The organism is Haloactinospora alba, assembly GCF_006717075.1.
Lineage (GTDB): Bacteria > Actinomycetota > Actinomycetes > Streptosporangiales > Streptosporangiaceae > Haloactinospora > Haloactinospora alba.
On record NZ_VFQC01000001.1, the window covers coordinates 3,104,934 to 3,121,336 of the forward strand.

Annotated in this window: 17 protein-coding genes; 9 read left to right on the top strand and 8 right to left on the bottom strand. The window is 70.3% G+C overall.

Features of this window, described 5'->3' with window-relative positions; genetic code table 11:
* The first annotated feature begins 224 nt into the window (after positions 1-224).
* Both FHX37_RS13930 and FHX37_RS13935 read left to right on the top strand, forming a co-directional pair.
* On the top strand, positions 225-704 hold the full coding sequence (locus FHX37_RS13930) for a hypothetical protein (RefSeq protein WP_141924309.1): 480 nt from the start codon (positions 225-227) through the stop codon (positions 702-704).
* Between the two features lie 117 nt (positions 705-821).
* Positions 822-1,223, top strand: a complete 402-nt coding sequence (locus FHX37_RS13935) for a hypothetical protein (RefSeq protein ID WP_141924310.1) — start codon at positions 822-824, stop codon at positions 1,221-1,223.
* A gap of 428 nt (positions 1,224-1,651) precedes the next feature.
* Here the strand turns inward: FHX37_RS13935 and FHX37_RS13940 are convergent, their stop codons facing one another.
* Entirely contained in the window at positions 1,652-2,170 is a 519-nt protein-coding gene (locus FHX37_RS13940) for a DinB family protein (RefSeq protein WP_141924311.1), read from the bottom strand.
* Positions 2,171-2,317: 147 nt separating this feature from the next.
* Here FHX37_RS13940 and FHX37_RS13945 point away from each other — a divergent pair, with 147 nt between their 5' ends.
* Together FHX37_RS13945 and FHX37_RS13950 are read left to right on the top strand one after the other, a co-directional pair.
* Positions 2,318-3,640, top strand: coding sequence for a DNA recombination protein RmuC (locus tag FHX37_RS13945; RefSeq protein WP_141924312.1), 1,323 nt, complete (start codon positions 2,318-2,320; stop codon positions 3,638-3,640).
* Between the two features lie 44 nt (positions 3,641-3,684).
* Complete coding sequence (locus tag FHX37_RS13950) at positions 3,685-4,209, top strand: DUF6542 domain-containing protein (RefSeq protein WP_141924313.1); 525 nt, start codon at positions 3,685-3,687, stop codon at positions 4,207-4,209.
* Positions 4,210-4,216: 7 nt separating this feature from the next.
* Here the strand turns inward: FHX37_RS13950 and FHX37_RS23890 are convergent, their stop codons facing one another.
* From FHX37_RS23890 to FHX37_RS13970, 4 genes are all read right to left on the bottom strand, one after another.
* Positions 4,217-4,546 carry an exodeoxyribonuclease VII small subunit gene (locus FHX37_RS23890; protein WP_141924314.1) on the bottom strand — a complete coding sequence of 110 codons (330 nt, stop codon included), beginning with the start codon at positions 4,544-4,546 and terminating at the stop codon, positions 4,217-4,219.
* Positions 4,533-5,798 carry an exodeoxyribonuclease VII large subunit gene (gene xseA, locus FHX37_RS13960; protein ID WP_141924315.1) on the bottom strand — a complete coding sequence of 422 codons (1,266 nt, stop codon included), beginning with the start codon at positions 5,796-5,798 and terminating at the stop codon, positions 4,533-4,535. The genes FHX37_RS23890 and xseA overlap by 14 nt, the downstream gene beginning before the upstream one ends.
* Positions 5,799-5,890: 92 nt before the next feature.
* A complete protein-coding gene (locus tag FHX37_RS23895; protein ID WP_281288298.1) occupies positions 5,891-6,016 on the bottom strand; it encodes a hypothetical protein in 126 nt (41 codons plus the stop codon).
* A gap of 211 nt (positions 6,017-6,227) precedes the next feature.
* Positions 6,228-6,947: a hypothetical protein gene (locus FHX37_RS13970; protein ID WP_141924316.1), complete on the bottom strand. Its 720-nt coding sequence runs from the start codon at positions 6,945-6,947 to the stop codon at positions 6,228-6,230.
* A 309-nt stretch (positions 6,948-7,256) separates the two neighbouring features.
* On the opposite strand from FHX37_RS13970, the gene FHX37_RS13975 reads away from it, so the two are divergent.
* On the top strand, positions 7,257-8,231 hold the full coding sequence (locus FHX37_RS13975) for a 4-hydroxy-3-methylbut-2-enyl diphosphate reductase (protein ID WP_141924317.1): 975 nt from the start codon (positions 7,257-7,259) through the stop codon (positions 8,229-8,231).
* A gap of 39 nt (positions 8,232-8,270) precedes the next feature.
* Here the strand turns inward: FHX37_RS13975 and FHX37_RS13980 are convergent, their stop codons facing one another.
* Positions 8,271-8,909: a TetR/AcrR family transcriptional regulator gene (locus FHX37_RS13980; protein ID WP_246062285.1), complete on the bottom strand. Its 639-nt coding sequence runs from the start codon at positions 8,907-8,909 to the stop codon at positions 8,271-8,273.
* A gap of 170 nt (positions 8,910-9,079) precedes the next feature.
* Here FHX37_RS13980 and glpX point away from each other — a divergent pair, with 170 nt between their 5' ends.
* Positions 9,080-10,105, top strand: a complete 1,026-nt coding sequence (glpX, locus tag FHX37_RS13985; protein ID WP_141924318.1) for a class II fructose-bisphosphatase — start codon at positions 9,080-9,082, stop codon at positions 10,103-10,105.
* Positions 10,106-10,454: 349 nt separating this feature from the next.
* Positions 10,455-11,999, top strand: coding sequence for a DUF3352 domain-containing protein (locus FHX37_RS13990; protein ID WP_141924319.1), 1,545 nt, complete (start codon positions 10,455-10,457; stop codon positions 11,997-11,999).
* 78 nt (positions 12,000-12,077) lie between these two features.
* On the opposite strand, the gene FHX37_RS13995 is transcribed toward FHX37_RS13990, so the two are convergent.
* Both FHX37_RS13995 and FHX37_RS14000 read right to left on the bottom strand, forming a co-directional pair.
* A complete protein-coding gene (locus tag FHX37_RS13995; protein ID WP_141924320.1) occupies positions 12,078-12,911 on the bottom strand; it encodes an ABC transporter permease in 834 nt (277 codons plus the stop codon).
* The gene (locus FHX37_RS14000; protein WP_211351832.1) at positions 12,908-13,843 is read right to left on the bottom strand and encodes an ABC transporter ATP-binding protein; all 936 of its coding nucleotides are present in this window, start codon (positions 13,841-13,843) and stop codon (positions 12,908-12,910) included. The genes FHX37_RS13995 and FHX37_RS14000 overlap by 4 nt, the downstream gene beginning before the upstream one ends.
* Positions 13,844-14,150: 307 nt before the next feature.
* Here FHX37_RS14000 and FHX37_RS14005 point away from each other — a divergent pair, with 307 nt between their 5' ends.
* Both FHX37_RS14005 and FHX37_RS14010 read left to right on the top strand, forming a co-directional pair.
* Entirely contained in the window at positions 14,151-14,741 is a 591-nt protein-coding gene (locus FHX37_RS14005; protein ID WP_246062286.1) for a DUF1707 SHOCT-like domain-containing protein, read from the top strand.
* Positions 14,742-14,879: 138 nt separating this feature from the next.
* Positions 14,880-16,268, top strand: coding sequence for a class II fumarate hydratase (locus tag FHX37_RS14010; protein ID WP_141924321.1), 1,389 nt, complete (start codon positions 14,880-14,882; stop codon positions 16,266-16,268).
* The last annotated feature ends 135 nt before the right edge of the window (positions 16,269-16,403 follow it).

The following is a 16,403-nucleotide window of genomic DNA, read 5'->3' on the forward strand; positions in this document are numbered from 1 at the left end:
GACCAGGGACAGTGGAGCGACGACAACCAGGCAGCAGAGTTCTTTAAGGAAAATTTTGACATCGAGGGAACCAAACCCAAGGAGGTGGAGCTGCCCCAGGGGATGGGGGAAGCCATAAAGCCCGACGGAAGCGCCGTGAACGCAACCCACGCAAAAATAATAAAGAAGAGGGACGGAACCATCAGGACCGCGTACCCGATTGTGAAGCAATTATTGTGTTCGACATGGCAATCAGCGTCCCGACCGAATCCTACATAGAAGGTGAGGTGCATTTCTCCGAGGAGGGGTACGAGGAGATGGTCATGGAGGCATGCGAATACCTGGAGAACACCGACTGCGGGCTCCGTGTCCGAGGGTTCGGCGAGGACTGGCCGGTCGACGTCGGATACGACCTCTCCACCGTGATGGAGGAGCTCCCCGATCTCATCGAATCGATCCGGGCCACCGGTTCCGGAGAGATCGATTTCTACGCCCAGGGAATGGAGAGGACGCTTAGCTTCTCCACCAACGGCGAGGAGGTCGAGATCACCTGCGCGTCAACAACATCGTGGAGACCGGACCCCAGGACGGAAAAAATGGGGACATCCGAACTGGACCGCATGCTCGTGTCCCTCGCTGTGAACTTCGGCAGGTCCGTCGAGTTCATATCCCCTCCCCTGTCCGAGCGCGAACCGTTCGCCTCCTGGAAGAACGGCGTTGTCTGACCGGCGCCTTCCAGCGGGCCCTCCCTTCCCACGGGACCTCGGGAAGGGATCACATCCACGTTTCAGCTGCGGTGGTGCGGCTACCCGGTCACGACGGCGCATTGGGAGCGGTTTCCCGTGGTTGGGATAGAGACCCTTCTGAAGACGGCGAAGGGCGGATTCGTCGACGTGTTCTCCCCGTCCCCTCCCCCGCCGGACGGGTGCTACCTCGAGGGCGCACTCGGCATCAGGGACCACAAGGGAAAGTTCCTGGGCGAGGAGTACTGGGACGACATAGAGCCCGTGTGGTGGGAGTTCATTGACGCCGTCCTGCGGTTCGCAAGCACCGGGACCTCAACGATGGACTTCCCGGACATGCCGGTGTCGCTGCGCCTGCGTTCCCACGGGAACGGGTTTCTGCGCTGTGACGTCGAACCGTGGGGCGCGGGGAGGACGCACTCCCGGAAATTCCGCGAGGGTGAGTTCATCGGGGCGGTGGTTCGCGAGGGGAGCCCGCGATACGCCGACTGTGTGAGCTGAACGGGGCCAACGCCCACTCCCACGAGCACGCTCTGGAGAAGCTGGAAGAGACAAAAGCCCTCGCCGACGGACGGAACGGCACGTGACCCCGCGAGAGCGCACCTCCCGACGAGCGGGACACGGTGAATCCCGGCCGCGTGGACACCGCAGGAGCCCCGGCTCCCACGGAGATACCTTAATTTCTTGGTATGCCCAGCTTCTCTCTCGTGGCTATGCCGAGCGCTTCGTACCAGCCCCGGTCCCCCGTTCCTCGCCCCGGGAGGAGCAACGCGAGTGGCGGCCTCCAGAGCACCCCGAGGTGACAGTGATATCGCCCTCCCCCACACCCCGCTACTACCGGCCCGACTTGTTCCGCTGACACCCGGTGGGGTCAGGGGTGGTACGGGAACGGGCCGGACCCTGTACGGTCCCGGCCCGACGGGGTCGGGTCACTCCCCCACCGCTCCATCGGCCAGTTCCCGCACCACGTCCAACTGGCCCATGTGTCGGGCGTACTCCTGCAGCACGTGCAGCAGGATCCACACCAGTTCCGGTGCCTCCTCGGTGAACCGCCCTCCCGTGCGCGCCGGCTCGTGCAACCCGGCCGCGGCGACGACCTCCCGGGAGCGCGCGCACTCGGACACGAACCGGTCCCGCACGTCAGCCACCGTCGCAGAGGCCGGCACGTGCCACCGTCCGGTTTCGGGGTGCTCCTCACCCCACACCGGGTCGACGTCCTCCCCCAGATAGCCCCACCGGAACCACCGCCGTTCCACGAACGCCAGGTGCTCCACCAGCTCCACCGGCGCCCATCCCGAGGGAAGGCGGCTGGTGCGCAGCTCCTCCTCGGACATTCCGTCCAGCTTCCGCAGCACGGTGTCCCGGTAGTAGTCGAGGTAGCGCGCGAGGAGGTCGCGCGTGTCCACCGGACCGCCGGCGGGTTCGGGGTATGTGGCGTAGCTCGTCATGTCCGGAGCCTAGCCGTCCCCACCGACGCCGGAGGGCGGCGGTCTCCCCGGCACTGCCGGAAGGCGCGCGGGTGAGGCTGGCCACCTCCGGCGCCACGCGCGTGGCGCGGGCCGCGACAGCCCGCACGGTTGGGATCATGGTCGGCCATGGAAGGCCTGAGTCTGATTCTGGTGCTGCTCGTGGGAATCGCGGTCGGGATGCTCGTGGGGTGGCTCCTCGCCCAGCGCAAAGCGGCCGAGCACCGCGCGCACGCCCAGGCGGCGGAGGAACGCGCCACCTACATCGAGGAACAGCTCGGCGACCGGTTCCGCGCCCTGTCCGCCGAAGCCCTCGACAGCACGAGCCAACGGTTCCTGGACCTGGCCGAGGGCCGGCTGCAGGCGGTCGGCGCGCGGGCCGGCCAGGACATGGAGCAACGCCGCCAGGCAGTCGAACAGCTCATCACCCCGCTGACCGAGACACTGAACCGGGTGGAGGGCCAGCTGCGCGAGGCCGACGCGGGCCGCCGCGCCGCCCACGCCGAACTCGCCAAACAGGTCGACTACGTGCGGGAGGGGTCGCAGCGGCTGGCCGAACAGACCCAGTCGCTGGTGAACGCCCTGCGCCGACCGGAGGCGCGCGGCCGGTGGGGAGAGCTGCAGCTGCGCCGGGTCGCCGAACTCGCCGGAATGAGCGCCTACTGCGACTTCGACGAGCAGGTGAGCGCGCGCACCGGGGAGGGCGGCACGCAGCGGCCGGACATGGTGGTGCGGCTGGCGGGCGGCAAGAGCATCGTGGTGGACGCCAAGGTGTCCCTGGCCGCCTACCTGGAGGCGGCCGACACCGACGACGCCGACCTGCGCGCGCAGCGCCTCGCCGCACACGCCAAACACCTGCGCGCCCACGTGGACCAGCTCGCCGCCAAGTCCTACTGGGCGGCGTTCCCGGCGGCGCCGGAGTTCGTGGTGCTGTTCATCCCGGGTGAGGCGTTCCTCGCCCCCGCGCTGGAGCACGACACCCAGCTGCTGGAGTACGCCATGGAGCGCCGCGTGCACATCGCGACCCCCACGACCCTGGTGTCGCTGCTGCGCACCGCCCAGTACGCGTGGCAGCAGGAGGCGCTCAGCGAGAACGCGCGCGCGGTGTTCGACCTGGGCAAGGAGCTGCACAGCCGGCTGGCGAAGCTCGGCGGCCACATGGACGGGCTGGGCAAGCTGCTGTCCCGGACGGTTTCGGCCTACAACCAGACCGTGGGATCGCTGGAGAGCCGGGTGCTGGTGAGCGCCCGCCGGTTCGGCGAACTGGGGCTGGTGGAGGAGGAGTTGGAGGCTCCGCGGGGTGTTGACGAACAGGCCCGGTCGCTGTCGGCGACCGAGTTCAGCGAGTGGGACCGGCCGGACCGGGACGGACGGGACACGGCGGGCGCCGGGGCGGAGACCACCGGTTCGCGCGACACGGCCCCGGACCTTTCACCGGAACACTCCGGCTGACTACAGTGTGCTTCCGACTCCGCGTTACCCGAGGGGGTACGGCAATGGCGGCGCGTAACCCGGAGGTTCCGGCACGGTCCAGAACGCCGGTCGCCACCCGGCAGCGCAACAGCCGCGGCACCGCGCGCGGCCCGGCCCCGGCGGCCCCGCGGGCGCGCCTCACCGCGCGCGGGGCGGTCCTGGCCCTCACCGCCACCAGTTTCCTGGCCGTTGTCGCCGCCGGGATGTCCGGCAATCCCCTCGCGAGCGAGATCGCGTTCCCGGCGGCGTGCGCGCTGGCGGTGCTGCTGGTGCGCGACGGTGACCTGCTGCCGCTGGCGGCCAGCCCGCCACTGGCGTTCGGGGTGGCGACCCTGGCCGCGCACACGGTGCTGAACCTGAACAGCGACAGTGTCGCCTCCGGTGTCGCGGTGGGAGTCACCACCACCCTCGCGGCGACCGCACCGGCGCTGTTCCTCGGCACCGCGCTGGTGCTGGTGGTGGCCCTGGTGCGGGGGATGCCCGGGGAGGTGCGCGAGCTCAACGACGCGTTCCACGGGCGCCGCCCCCGCGCGCGCCGAGGCGGGTGAACCGGCGTCAGAACGGGGTCTGGGTGGTGTTGTCGGCCTCCTGACCCTCCTCCTGTTCGGACATGGCGGCCGCGAGTTTGGCACGGGCCCCCTCCAGCCAACGCTCGCAGGTGGCGGCGAGCCGTTCCCCCCGCTCCCACAGCTGGAGGGACTCCTGCAGCGTCAACCCGCCGGACTCCAGGCGGCGCACCACCGAGTCCAGCTCGTCGCGGGCCTGCTCGTAGCTGAGTTCCTCCTCGGCCGCGCCGGGGGTGGTGTCCGCCTCACCCCCGGCGCCCCCTTCCCGTTCGGGGGTGTCGGCGGTGGTGTCCTCGGCGGTGTTCTCACTGTTGGGCATCGTCATCCTCCCGTGTGGTGCTGGGGACGCTGTCGGTGGCGTCCGGGTCCGTCTCGCCCGCTGTGGCGGTCATTCCGTCCGTGGCGAACCGCAGCCGCAGCTCCTCGCCGCTGGTGACCTCACTGGCCGAACGGACCACGGCGCCATCGCCACGCTGCACGATCGCGTAGCCGCGCGCGAGTGTCGTCGCCGGGGAGAGAGCGTGCAGCCGCGCCCGCGTGTGGGTGAGGCCCTCTCCCGCGCGGTCCAGGGAGGTGGTGACGCAGCGGCGGGCGCGGTCGCGCAGCCCGGTGACCTGTTCGGTGAGCCGGTCGATCTCCCGCATCGGGCTGGCGAGGACCGGCCGGGAGCGGACCCCGGCGAGCCAGGAGCGTTCGCGTTCGATGCCGCCCTGCAGCACCCGGCGGCCGCGGTCGCGCAGCTGGTGGATGAGCTGGAGCTGTTCGCGCACGTCCGGGACGGTCCGTTTCGCCGCGTCGGTGGGGGTGGAGGCGCGGACGTCGGCGACCAGGTCCAGCAGCGGGCTGTCCTGCTCGTGGCCGATCGCGCTCACCACGGGGGTGCGGCTGGCGGAGACGGCGCGGATCAGGGCCTCGTCGGAGAACGGCAGCAGGTCCTCCAGTGAGCCGCCGCCGCGCGCTATGACGATCACGTCGACCTCGGGGGTGTCGTCCAGCTCCTTCAGGGCCTGCAGCACCTCGCCCACGGCGCGGTCGCCCTGCACGGCGACCTCGCGCGTCTCGAAGCGGACGGCGGGCCAGCGGCGCTCACCGTTCTGCAGCACGTCGCGTTCGGCGGCGGAGTCGCGGCCGCAGACCAGCCCGACCGTGCCCGGCAGGAACGGCAGCTGGCGTTTGCGTTCCTCGGCGAACAGCCCCTCGGCGGCCAGGGTCTTGCGCAACTGTTCCAACCGGGCCAGCAGCTCGCCCAGCCCGACGTGGCGTATCTCCAGCGCCAGCAGGGAGAACGTGCCGCGTGCGACGTAGAAGTCGGGTTTGGCGTACACCACCACGCGCGCCCCGGCCTCCGGGACGGGTGACACCGCGTCCAGCACCCGCACGGGGCAGACGATGCGCGCGGACACGTTGGCCACCGGGTCGCGCAGGGTGATGAACACGGTGTTGCCGCGCCGGTTCAGCTCGGCGATCTGTCCCTCGACCCAGATCCGGCCGAGCTTGCCGACCCACGCGCCGACGGCCTCCATGACGACCCGTACCGGTTGCGGCGCCTCCGCGGAGCTTTCAAGTCCCATGGCCGCGAGCGTAGACCACGGCGGGGACGTTTCCCGCGCCTTCGGCCCGGTGGGTCGGGCCGCGGGCACGCCTGGCGGGGTTCCGGGCCGCGTCAGAGCTGGCCCTGCACGTGGGCGGAGTCAGCTACGGGGTCGGAAGCGCGCGGTGGCGCCTTCTCCTGACGCCAGCGGCGCAGGAACACCACCAGCAGCACCGCGCTGACCAGACCCGGCCCCATGTGCACTGGCAGTACGCCCGCGAGAGAGGGGCCGCCCCGGTCATCGGCGTAGCGGCGGGGTGCCCCGCCGCGCCGACCCAGGGCTCACACTACGTGTGTACGCCCACATGATGCCGGACAACGACGCTCGGGCGCGCGATGCTGCGGACGCCGCGTGGTCGCCACGTGCACCCGATGTGCGCCCGAGCGACGTTTGAAAGGCCGCAGATGCCTACTGGCCTTCATTCTGCAGTTTCGCGATGCGGTTGTCATACATCTTGACGAACTCGGGGCGTTCCTCGTGGGCGAGCTCGTAGGCGCGCAGGTCCCGGACCTGCTCGATGGTGAGCTTGCGCAGCCGGCCCCGCACGGACGGCAGGGTCGCCTCCTCGTAGTTGGGCACCGGCAGCTCCTCCAGGGCGGGGGCGGCACGCTTGCGGGCGCTCTCCATCGCCTCGTCGCTGGCGGCCTGGGTGGTGGCCTCGGCGCCGCCGAGCTCGGCGGCGAGGTCCTCCCGCTGCTCCGGCTCGAGTTCCGAGACGGCAGCGGCGGGAGTGCTCTCCCGGGCCGGCTCCGCGCTGGTTTCCGCGTCGGACGTTTCCGTCCGGGATATTCCGGTGCCGGCGGTACTGGGCGCCTCGTCGGTACCGGAGGTCTCGTCCCGGTCGGTGGCGCTCCCGCGCTGGGGAGCGGCGGTTTCGGTCGCGGCGGCGGACGCGGCGCCCGCGGCGACCGGTTGGGCCTGGCGGGGGGCGGCTTCCGGCTCCTCGGCCGGTTCGGGGACCGGCTCGGAGGCCTGTGCTACCTCCGGCTCGGCCGCGCCCTCCCGGGCCTCGGACTCGGGTGCGGTGGTGGTGTCGTCGGCACCGGGCTGGCCGGACACATCCGGTTTGCGCCCGAAGATTCCTTTGACCACGGTGACGAACTTGGTGGCGAGCGACGTGTTCGGCATGGGACTGGGGGCTCCTGATTTTTCTCGACAGGGCAAACGTGGTGGGGCGCCCCGAGAGGCAGCGAGAAAGGCACCATGTCCCACGGGACGCGAACCGCTACCACTGCGTTATCGGACTACACGGGACCTCCAGAATAGGGGAACCGAGGTCGCCAGCGGCGCGCGGAACGCGCACGATTTCCCTACAGTCCTCGGAAAACGCGTCCGCGCTGTTACAGCATCGTCATGGAGGTGAGACAAGCACGGCGTTTCGGGTGTGTCTGGTCACAGCGGAACGCGTTGTGCCCTATGGCCCATAGGATTGGGGGTATGACTGCGACGAATCGCCGCCGTGTCCTACTCGCCCAGCCCCGCGGCTACTGCGCCGGGGTGGATCGCGCTGTTGTCACGGTCGAGAAGGCCCTGGAGCAGTACGGCGCACCCGTCTACGTACGCAAGCAGATCGTGCACAACACGCACGTTGTGAGTTCCCTGGAGAAACGCGGCGCGATCTTCGTCGAGGACACCAGTGAGGTCCCCGAGGGCGCCATCGTCGTCTTCTCCGCGCACGGGGTGTCCCCCCAGGTGCACGAGGAGGCGCAGCGGCGGCAGTTGAAGACGGTCGACGCCACCTGCCCCCTGGTGACCAAGGTGCACAAGGAGGCGCAGCGCTTCGCCAACCAGGACCGCGACATCATCCTCATCGGGCACACCGGCCACGAGGAGGTCGAGGGCACCAGCGGACACGCCCCCGAGAACATCCAGGTGGTGGAGAGCCCCGAGGAGGTGGACCAGGTCGAGGTCCGCGACCCGGACAACGTCTCCTGGCTGTCCCAGACCACCCTGTCGGTGGACGAGACCAACCAGACCGTGCACGCCCTGCGGGAGAAGTTCCCCAACCTCCTGGACCCGCCCAGCGACGACATCTGCTACGCCACCTCCAACCGCCAGGACGCGGTGAAGGAGATGGCCGCCCAGTGCGACCTGGTGCTGGTGGTCGGGTCGGACAACTCGTCCAACTCGGTCCGGCTCGTGGAGGTGGCCCTGGACGCCGGAGCCAGCACCGCCCACCTGATCGACAACGCGTCGATGCTGCAGGAGGAGTGGCTGTCCGACGTGGCGACCGTGGGCGTCACCAGCGGCGCCTCCGTTCCGGACACGCTGGTGACCGAACTCCTGGAGCGGCTGGCCGGACTGGGCTTCGACTCGGTCGAGGACGTGCGCACCGCCGAGGAGAACCTGACCTTCTCCCTGCCGAAGGAACTGCGCAAGGACCTGCGGGCCGAGCAGGCCCAGCAGTCCTGACCGCCCCGGCCGCGCCGCGGTGCTCGGGAACGGCGGTCCTCACTCGGTGGACGCCCCGTCGGTGTCGGGTGAGGCGCGGCGCGGTTCGAGCTGGGAGAGCAGGCCGGTGATGTCGTCGGCCAGTTTGCGGGCGCTGGCGCCGTCCCGGCGCACCACCTCGGACACGGCGACCAGCATGGCGCCGCTGACCACCATCAGCAGGGCCTCGTCCACCGGCTCCTCGGCCTTGCGGAACAGGGCCACGTTGCGGTCGGTCCACTCGCGCAGCCGGGTCCGCAGCTGGGACTCGAAACCGGGTGGCCCGTCACCGCTGAAGAACAGCAGCGTGGTGTCGCGCTCCTCGATGCATCCCTCCAGGTAGGCGCGCGCCGCCGCGTACATGAGCTGGGTGGGGTCGGTCTCCCCCCGGGCGCGGGCCTGGGCCGCCACGCGGTGGGTACGTTCCTGCTGGCGCTGCTGGAACTCCTCGTACAGCGCCATGTAGAGCTCGGCCTTGCCGCTGAAGTGGTGGTAGAGGCTTCCGACGCTGGCTCCCGCCTCGGCGACGACCTCGCTCACTCCCGCTCTCGCGAACCCTGTCGTGCAGAACACACGCGCCGCGGCGCTGAGCAGGGCGCTGCGGGTCTCCGCGCCCCGGTTCGACCCCCGTGTCGGTTTGTGCACATTCTCCGCAGTCACGTCCGAATACCGTCCCAATCGCTGTGGCTCGCCGGTCAGCCCGCCTCGGCACGAAGCTGGGCCAGTTGAATAGGCTAGTCCCACGCCGCCGCTCCTCGTGGGCGGCGTGCGCTGACCGCGTTTCCCGTCCCGGCAGGTGTTGGTGCCGGAGTGAAGCTGAGAGGCCGCGCATGACCGAGCACACGAGCGGGGAGCACCACAGCTCCGAGGTGCCCGACCGTAACCTCGCGCTGGAACTGGTCCGGGTGACCGAGGCCGCGGCGCTGGCCGCGGCCCGGTGGGTCGGCAAGGGGAACAAGAACGGTGCCGACGGGGTCGCGGTGCGCGGGATGCGGCACCTGATCAGCACCGTGTCCATGCACGGGACCGTCGTCATCGGCGAGGGCGAGAAGGACAACGCGCCCATGCTGTACAACGGCGAGGAGGTCGGCAACGGCGGCGGGTCGGAGTGCGACGTCGCCGTGGACCCGATCGACGGCACCCGGCTGACCGCGATGGGGATGCCGAACGCGCTCTCGGTGATCGCGGTGAGCCCGCGCCACTCCATGTTCGACCCCTCCGCCGTGTTCTACATGGAGAAGCTCGCCGCCGGCCCGGAGGCCGCCGATGTGGTGGACATCACCGCTCCGGTCGCGGACAACATCCAGGCGGTGGCGCGCGCCAAGGGCGGTACCGCCCAGGACGTCACCGTGGTCATCCTGGACCGGCCCCGCCACGAGGAGATCGTGCGCGAGGTGCGCGCGGCGGGGGCGCGGATCAAGTTCATCACCGACGGGGACGTCGCCGGCGCCATCATGGCCGCCCGTGCCGGCACGGGCGTGGACCTGCTGCTGGGGGTCGGCGGAACCCCGGAGGGGATCATCACCGCCTGCGCCATGAAGTGCCTCGGCGGGACGATCCAAGGCCGATTGTGGCCAACGGACGACGCGGAGCGCGAGGCCGCGAAACGGGCCGGGGTCGACCCGCAGCAGGTGCTGACCACGAACGACCTGGTCGGTTCCGAGGACGTGTTCTTCGCCGCCACCGGCATCACGGAGGGGGAACTGGTGGGCGGCGTGCGTTACGAGCCCGACGGTGTGATGACGGACTCCCTGGTCATGCGGGGCCGCAGCGGTACGGTTCGCTCGGTGCGCAGCGAGCACCAGTTGACGAAGCTGGCCGGCTACAGCGGGATCGACTTCGCCTCGGCGAACTGACGCGCGGAGCGACCGCGCCGGCACCACCGTCCCCACCCGCGGTGAAGAGCGTATTATACCCGTTCAACCGGGGTAACGCACGCGCGGTGCCGGCGCCGGGCACCGGATTCGGACAGATCACACGTGTCAGCGTTGGTACCTTACGAGGCGACACGCATCTTCCGGAGGTCCGATGTCCTATCCCGATCCCCCCAACCAGCCGTCCTGGATGCCGCCGGGTCCCAACCCCGGCGGTCAGCCGTCCGGTGGGCAGCAGCCCCCCAGCGGCTACCCGCCCGGTGGTCCGCCACCCGGTGGGCCTCCGCCACCCGGCGGGCCTCCGCCGCCCGGCGGTCCGCCCCAACAGCCGATGGGAGGAGCCCCCTACCCGCAGCAACCGCCGCAGGGCAAGCCGCGGAAGAAGCGGATCTGGATGATCCCCGTGGCCGCCGGTGTGGGCGTCGCCCTCATGGCGACCACCGTGTGGGCCTCGTCCTCGGTCTTCAGCGACCTGTTCGGCGGGCCGCAGCCGGAGTCGGCGCTGCCCAGCTCGTCGATCGCGTTCACCAAGCTCGACCTGAAGCCGTCCGGCAACCAGCTCGCCGACTACGCGTCGTTCGTCGAGAAGCTGCCCAAGGAGCTGCGCGACGAGATCGACCCGGAGGCCGACCCGGCGAAGGAGATCATCGAGGACGAGTACGACTACCTCGACTACGAGGAGGACGTGGAACCGTGGCTGGGGCAGCGGTTCGGCATGTCCGTGTGGGAGCCCGACAACGACAGCGCTGACCAGGGTGAGGGCTTCGCCACGGTGGTGGCGATCGCCATCGAGGACCAGGACGCCGCCGAGGAGGCGCTCAGCGAGGTCAAGGACAACGAGGACGACGTCTACTACGACGTCCGCGAGGACTTCGCGCTCCTCGCCCCGAACGAGGCCACGTTCTCCGACCTGGACGACCAGGTGGAATCCGACGGCACCCTGGAGGAGAACTCCGCGTTCTCCGAGGACATGGGCAACGTCGGGGACAACAGCGTCGCCGCGGCGTGGGCCGACCTGGAGGGCATCTCCGGCCTCATGGAGGACTCGGGCGGCTCCATGGACTACTCCGACGAGTACGGCTACGACGACGACTACGGCTCCGGTTACGAGGAGGACCCCCTCCCCGACCCCACGGAGAGCCTCGACGAGCTCAAGGGCCGCATGGCCGTCGGAGTGACGATCAACAGCGACAGCCTCGAGCTGCGCGGCGACGTCACCAACCTCAGCGTCAACGGCTCCTCCCCCTCGGACTACCCCACCCCCGAGCCGGGACTGGACTCGCTGGGCAAGCTCCCCGACGACACGGTGCTCGCTGTCGGCGGCAACGGGCTGGACGAGTTCGCGAAGAAGGCGTGGGAGGAGAACTCCGACAGCATCGATGACGTCGACGCCATCGAGCGGGGCTTCGACGAGGAGTTCGGGGAACCGCTCCCCGACGCGTTCTCCAGCATCCTCGGGAGCAAGACCGCCCTGGGCTTCACCGACCTGGGAGGTGCGCTCACCGGCCCCGGTTCCGGTGGCATGCCGTCCTTCCAGCTGCGGGCGGTGGGAGCCGACTCCGACCTGCTGGAGAAGGTCGTCGAGGTGATGGAGGAGGACTCCTACGGCTCCGCGCCGGGTGTGAACGAGGACGGCGACGCCGTCGTCGTCTCCTCCGGCACGACCAGTTCCGGCAAGCTCGCCGATGACCCGCTGTACGAGCGGGCCATGGGCGGCATGGACGACGCCGGGATCGGCGCCTACATGGACCTGGAACAGCCCATGAAGGAGGCCGGCGAATCCTCCCCCGAGGAGTTCGGCGCCCTGGGTGCCGGCGTGGGCTACGACGAGGACAAAGTGTCGCTCACCATGCGGTGGGCGCCCAACGGCGGCTAATCGTCGGTACGGCCCGCCCGTGCGGGCCGCGGTTTCGGGCGGTGCCCCACCGGGGCACCGCCCGACGTGTGCCGACGGTCAGTCGATGAGCCTGCGGCGCATCTGGAACACCGCCAGGCACCACATCACGGCCACGAACACCAGCAGCACGGCGACGTGCCCGAGGTCGGCGGCCGGCTCCATGCCGAAGGCGGCGTCCCGGACGAGCTCCACACAGTGGTACAGCGGGTTGACCTTCGCCAGCACCTGCGCCCAGGCCGGCAGGGTGTCCACCGGGAAGAACGTCCCCGCGATCAGGAACAGCGGCGTGATCAGGCCGGAGATGATGTAGTCCATCGTCTTGATGGACGGCACCAGCGCCGACATCCAGATCCCCGCCAGCGCGAACCCGAACCCGGTGAGACAGGCGATGAGCGGCACGAACAGCATGGTGGGAGCGGGCGGCAGGCCGAACGCCATGGCCACCAGCAGCGGGGCGCAGCCGTACACGCCGGCTTTCAGCGCGATCCAGCTCGCCTCCGCGGTGACGAGCTCGCGCAGGTCCACCGGGGTCGCCAGCATCCCGTCGTAGGTGTGCTGGAACACCCGCCGTACGTACGTGTCGATCAGCCCCGGGAACATGGAGGTGAACAGCACCGACATGGCCACGATGCCGGTACCGATGAACTCGATGTAGGTGTAGCCCGCGACCGCCCCGACCAGGGACCCCAGCCCGAACCCGAACGCCAGCAGGAAGATGAGCGGTTCGACGAGGGCGGCGAAGGTGGTCGGTTGCCAGCTGCGCCGGTACAGCGCCCACTCCCGGGCGAGCACGGCGGCGATGGGAGCGAGTTCGAACCGCCCCGGCGGCACGGCGGCCTGCCGGGGGCGGGCGGTCTCGGTCGTCTCCGTTCGGTCAGCAAGCCCGGTCAATCGACACGCTCCCCGGTCAGTGTCACGAATACGTCCTCAAGGTTGCTGGGGCGGGTGTGGCCCCGCCCCAGGGTGTCGCGCAGCGACTCCGGCATGGTCTCGGCACGCAGCACCGACAGTGTCGCCCCGGTGCGCCGGGTCGTCATCCCCGCCTCCCGCGCGAGGCGTTCGGTCGTGTCCGCACCGGAGTGGCCGGTGTGGAACTCCTCCACGGTGGTTCCCGCGTAGTCGGCGATCAGTTCCTCCGGGGTACCGCGGGTGACGACCCTCCCGGCGGCCATGAGCGCGGCCTCGTCGGAGAGCCGTTGGGCCTCCTCGATGTAGTGGGTGGACATCAGCACGGTGACGTTGTCGCCGCGGAGCTCGCTGACGAGGCTCCACAGCTCCTGGCGGACCTGCGGGTCCAGCCCCACCGTGGGCTCGTCCAGCAGCACGAGGCTGGGGTTGTGCACCAGGCCGCGGGCGATGAGCAGGCGGCGGCGCATCCCGCCGGACAGCTTGTCCGCGCGGGTGTGGCGACGGTCGGAGAGGTGGGCGATGGCCAGCGCGCGGTCGACGGCCGCCGCGCGGTGGGAACGCGGAACCCGGTACAGGTGGGTGAACACCTGCAGGTTCTCGGCGACGGTGAGCTCCTCGTCGAGGTTGTCGTTCTGGGGTACCACTCCCATCCGGGCACGGGCGCGCTTGGCCGCGCGGGGAACGGGGTTGCCGAGCACGGTGATGCTCCCGGAGTCGGCACGGCTCTGCGCGGTGAGCATCCGCATGAGGGTGGACTTTCCCGCGCCGTTGGGGCCGAGGAGTCCCAGGACCATGCCGGCGGACACGTCCAGGTCGAGGTGGTCGACCGCGGTGAGGGAGCCGAACCGTTTCACCACGTCGCGCAGGGACAGCGCCGGCGGGTCATCGGGCGCGCCTGTGACAGATGAAGCCATGGGATCACCGTAGGTGTGCGGACGGGTCCGTCTCCACTGGTTTTCCCTCCGGCGGGTGCCGGGCACACGGGCGGTGGCCGGACGCGGCCGGACTGCGCGGGGGCGACGCGCGCGTCCATCGGACAGGGCCCAGGTCCTGTTTTTCGGACGCTGTTCGTCGCGAGCGGCGTCTCCAGTGCCGCCCGGCAAGGCCGAGGAGGGAGGCGGAGCGGACCCTCTGTCGACCGACGAGAACGCCGCCGGGCGGTGTGCTGGGGCGGCGCGCAGCAGGACAAGCGTCCGAAAAACAGGACCTAGCCTGGGACGCGTGAGCGAACCTGTCCCTCCCGCGCGGATGCGGGCCTCGCACGCCGACCGGGAACGTGTCGTGGCGACGCTGCGTGAGGCGGCCGTGGACGGCCGGCTGGAGATGTCCGAATTCGTCGAGCGGTGCGAACGCGTCTACGAGGCCCGGACGTTGGGGGAACTGCCGGAGTTCACCCGGGACCTGGTGGAGGAGGACGCGCAACCGGTCCAGGTGCGCGAGGCTCCGGTGGCGGCGCTGGGCACCACGGTCACGCGTTCGGGCCGGTGGGTGGTGCGGCCCGAGGAGTACGTCCTGGCGCTGTTCGGCACGGCGGAGCTGGATCTGCGGGACGCGCTGCTGGCGCGCGAGCACGTCCGGATGACCGCGACCAGCGTGTTCGGCCGGATCCGCGTCCACGTCCCCGAGGGGGTGGAGGTGCGGGTCCGCGGTTGGTCGTTCCTCGGGCAGCGCGGCGTCTCCGGCCGGCGCGGACGGCCGCGCGACGGCCCGGTCCTGGAGCTGCGGGGGTTCTGCGTACTGGGTTCGCTTCTGGTGCGCACCCCGAAACGGCGGTGGTGGCTGCCGTGGCGCGGGCGGCGGGCGCTGGAGTGAGGCCCGGACCCGGCGCCGGACGACCACCGGGAAACCGTGACGTGGGATGGTGCACAGCACACGCGGCGGGACCGCGGGCACCGCTCACCGGCACGTCTGGCAAGGTTGAGCACAGGTTTCTGTGGAGGTGTGTTCTTAATGAGTGAGTTTCGCGTCGAGCACGACTCGATGGGTGAGGTCCAGGTGCCCGCTGAGGCCAAGTGGCGGGCGCAGACCCAACGCGCGGTGCAGAACTTCCCGATCTCCGGGCAGGGGCTGGAGAACGCCCACATCGCCGCGCTGGGACAGATCAAGGCCGCGGCCGCCGCTGTCAACGCCGAGCTGGGAGTGATCCCGGCCGACATGGGCGAGGCGATCCGGGGCGCCGCCCTGGAGGTGGCCGAGGGTTCCTGGGACGGTGAGTTCCCCGTCGACGTGTTCCAGACCGGCTCGGGCACATCCAGCAACATGAACACGAACGAGGTCGTGGCGACGCTGGCGACGGAGAAGCTCGGCCAGTCGGTGCACCCGAACGACCACGTGAACGCGTCGCAGTCCTCCAACGACGTGTTCCCCTCCTCCATCCACATCGCCGCCGTCTCGTTGCTGGTCAACGAGCTGATTCCGGCGTTGGAGCACCTGGAGGGGGAACTGACGCGCAAGTCGGTGGAGTTCGGCAGCGTCGTGAAGAGCGGCCGCACCCACCTGATGGACGCCACACCGGTGACGCTGGGCCAGGAGTTCGCCGGTTACGCCGCCCAGGTGCGCCAGGGTGTCGACCGGGTGCGGGCGAGCCTGCCGCGCGTGTCCGAACTGCCGCTGGGCGGCACCGCCGTCGGCACGGGAGTGAACACCCCGGAGGGGTTCGCCGGGCGGGTGATCAGCGAGATCTCGCGCAACACCGGCCTGCCGCTCAGTGAGGCCGACGACCACTTCGCCGCCCAGGGCGCCCGGGACGGGCTGGTCGAGCTGTCCGGGCAGCTGCGCGCCATCGCCACGAGCTACGCGAAGATCGCCAACGACATCCGGTGGATGGGCTCCGGCCCGCGCACCGGGCTGGCCGAGATCGCCCTCCCGGACCTGCAGCCCGGATCCTCGATCATGCCCGGCAAGGTCAACCCGGTGCTGTGCGAGGCGATGCTGCAGGTGTCCTCCCAGGTGGTGGGCAACGACGCCGCCGTGGCGTTCGGCGGTTCCTCCGGGAACTTCGAACTGAACGTGCAGCTTCCGGTGATCGGCCGCAACGTGCTGGAGTCCGTCCGGCTACTGTCCAACGTCTCCCGCGTGTTCGCCGACCGCTGTGTGGCCGGGATCACCGCCAACGAGGAGCAGTGCCGCGAGTACGCGGAGTCCTCGCCCTCCATCGTCACCCCGCTCAACCGCTACATCGGCTACGAGGAGGCCGCCAAGGTCGCCAAGCAGGCGCTGGCCGAGCGCACCACCATCCGCCAGGTGGTGCACGACCGCGGTTACATCTCGGCGGGCTACCTCACGGAGAAGCAGCTCGACGAGGCCCTCGACGTGCTCACCATGACCAACTCGAGGTAGGCCCCGTCCGACGGGCACCCGTCCGGCGGTGGATGGAGTCCCCGCTCCGCCCGCCGCCGTTCCCCTTTCCCGGGGCGGTATGGTGAGCGCCGTGTGCGGCGCCGGTTCGGCGTCGTCCCGGTATCCTTAGTAACC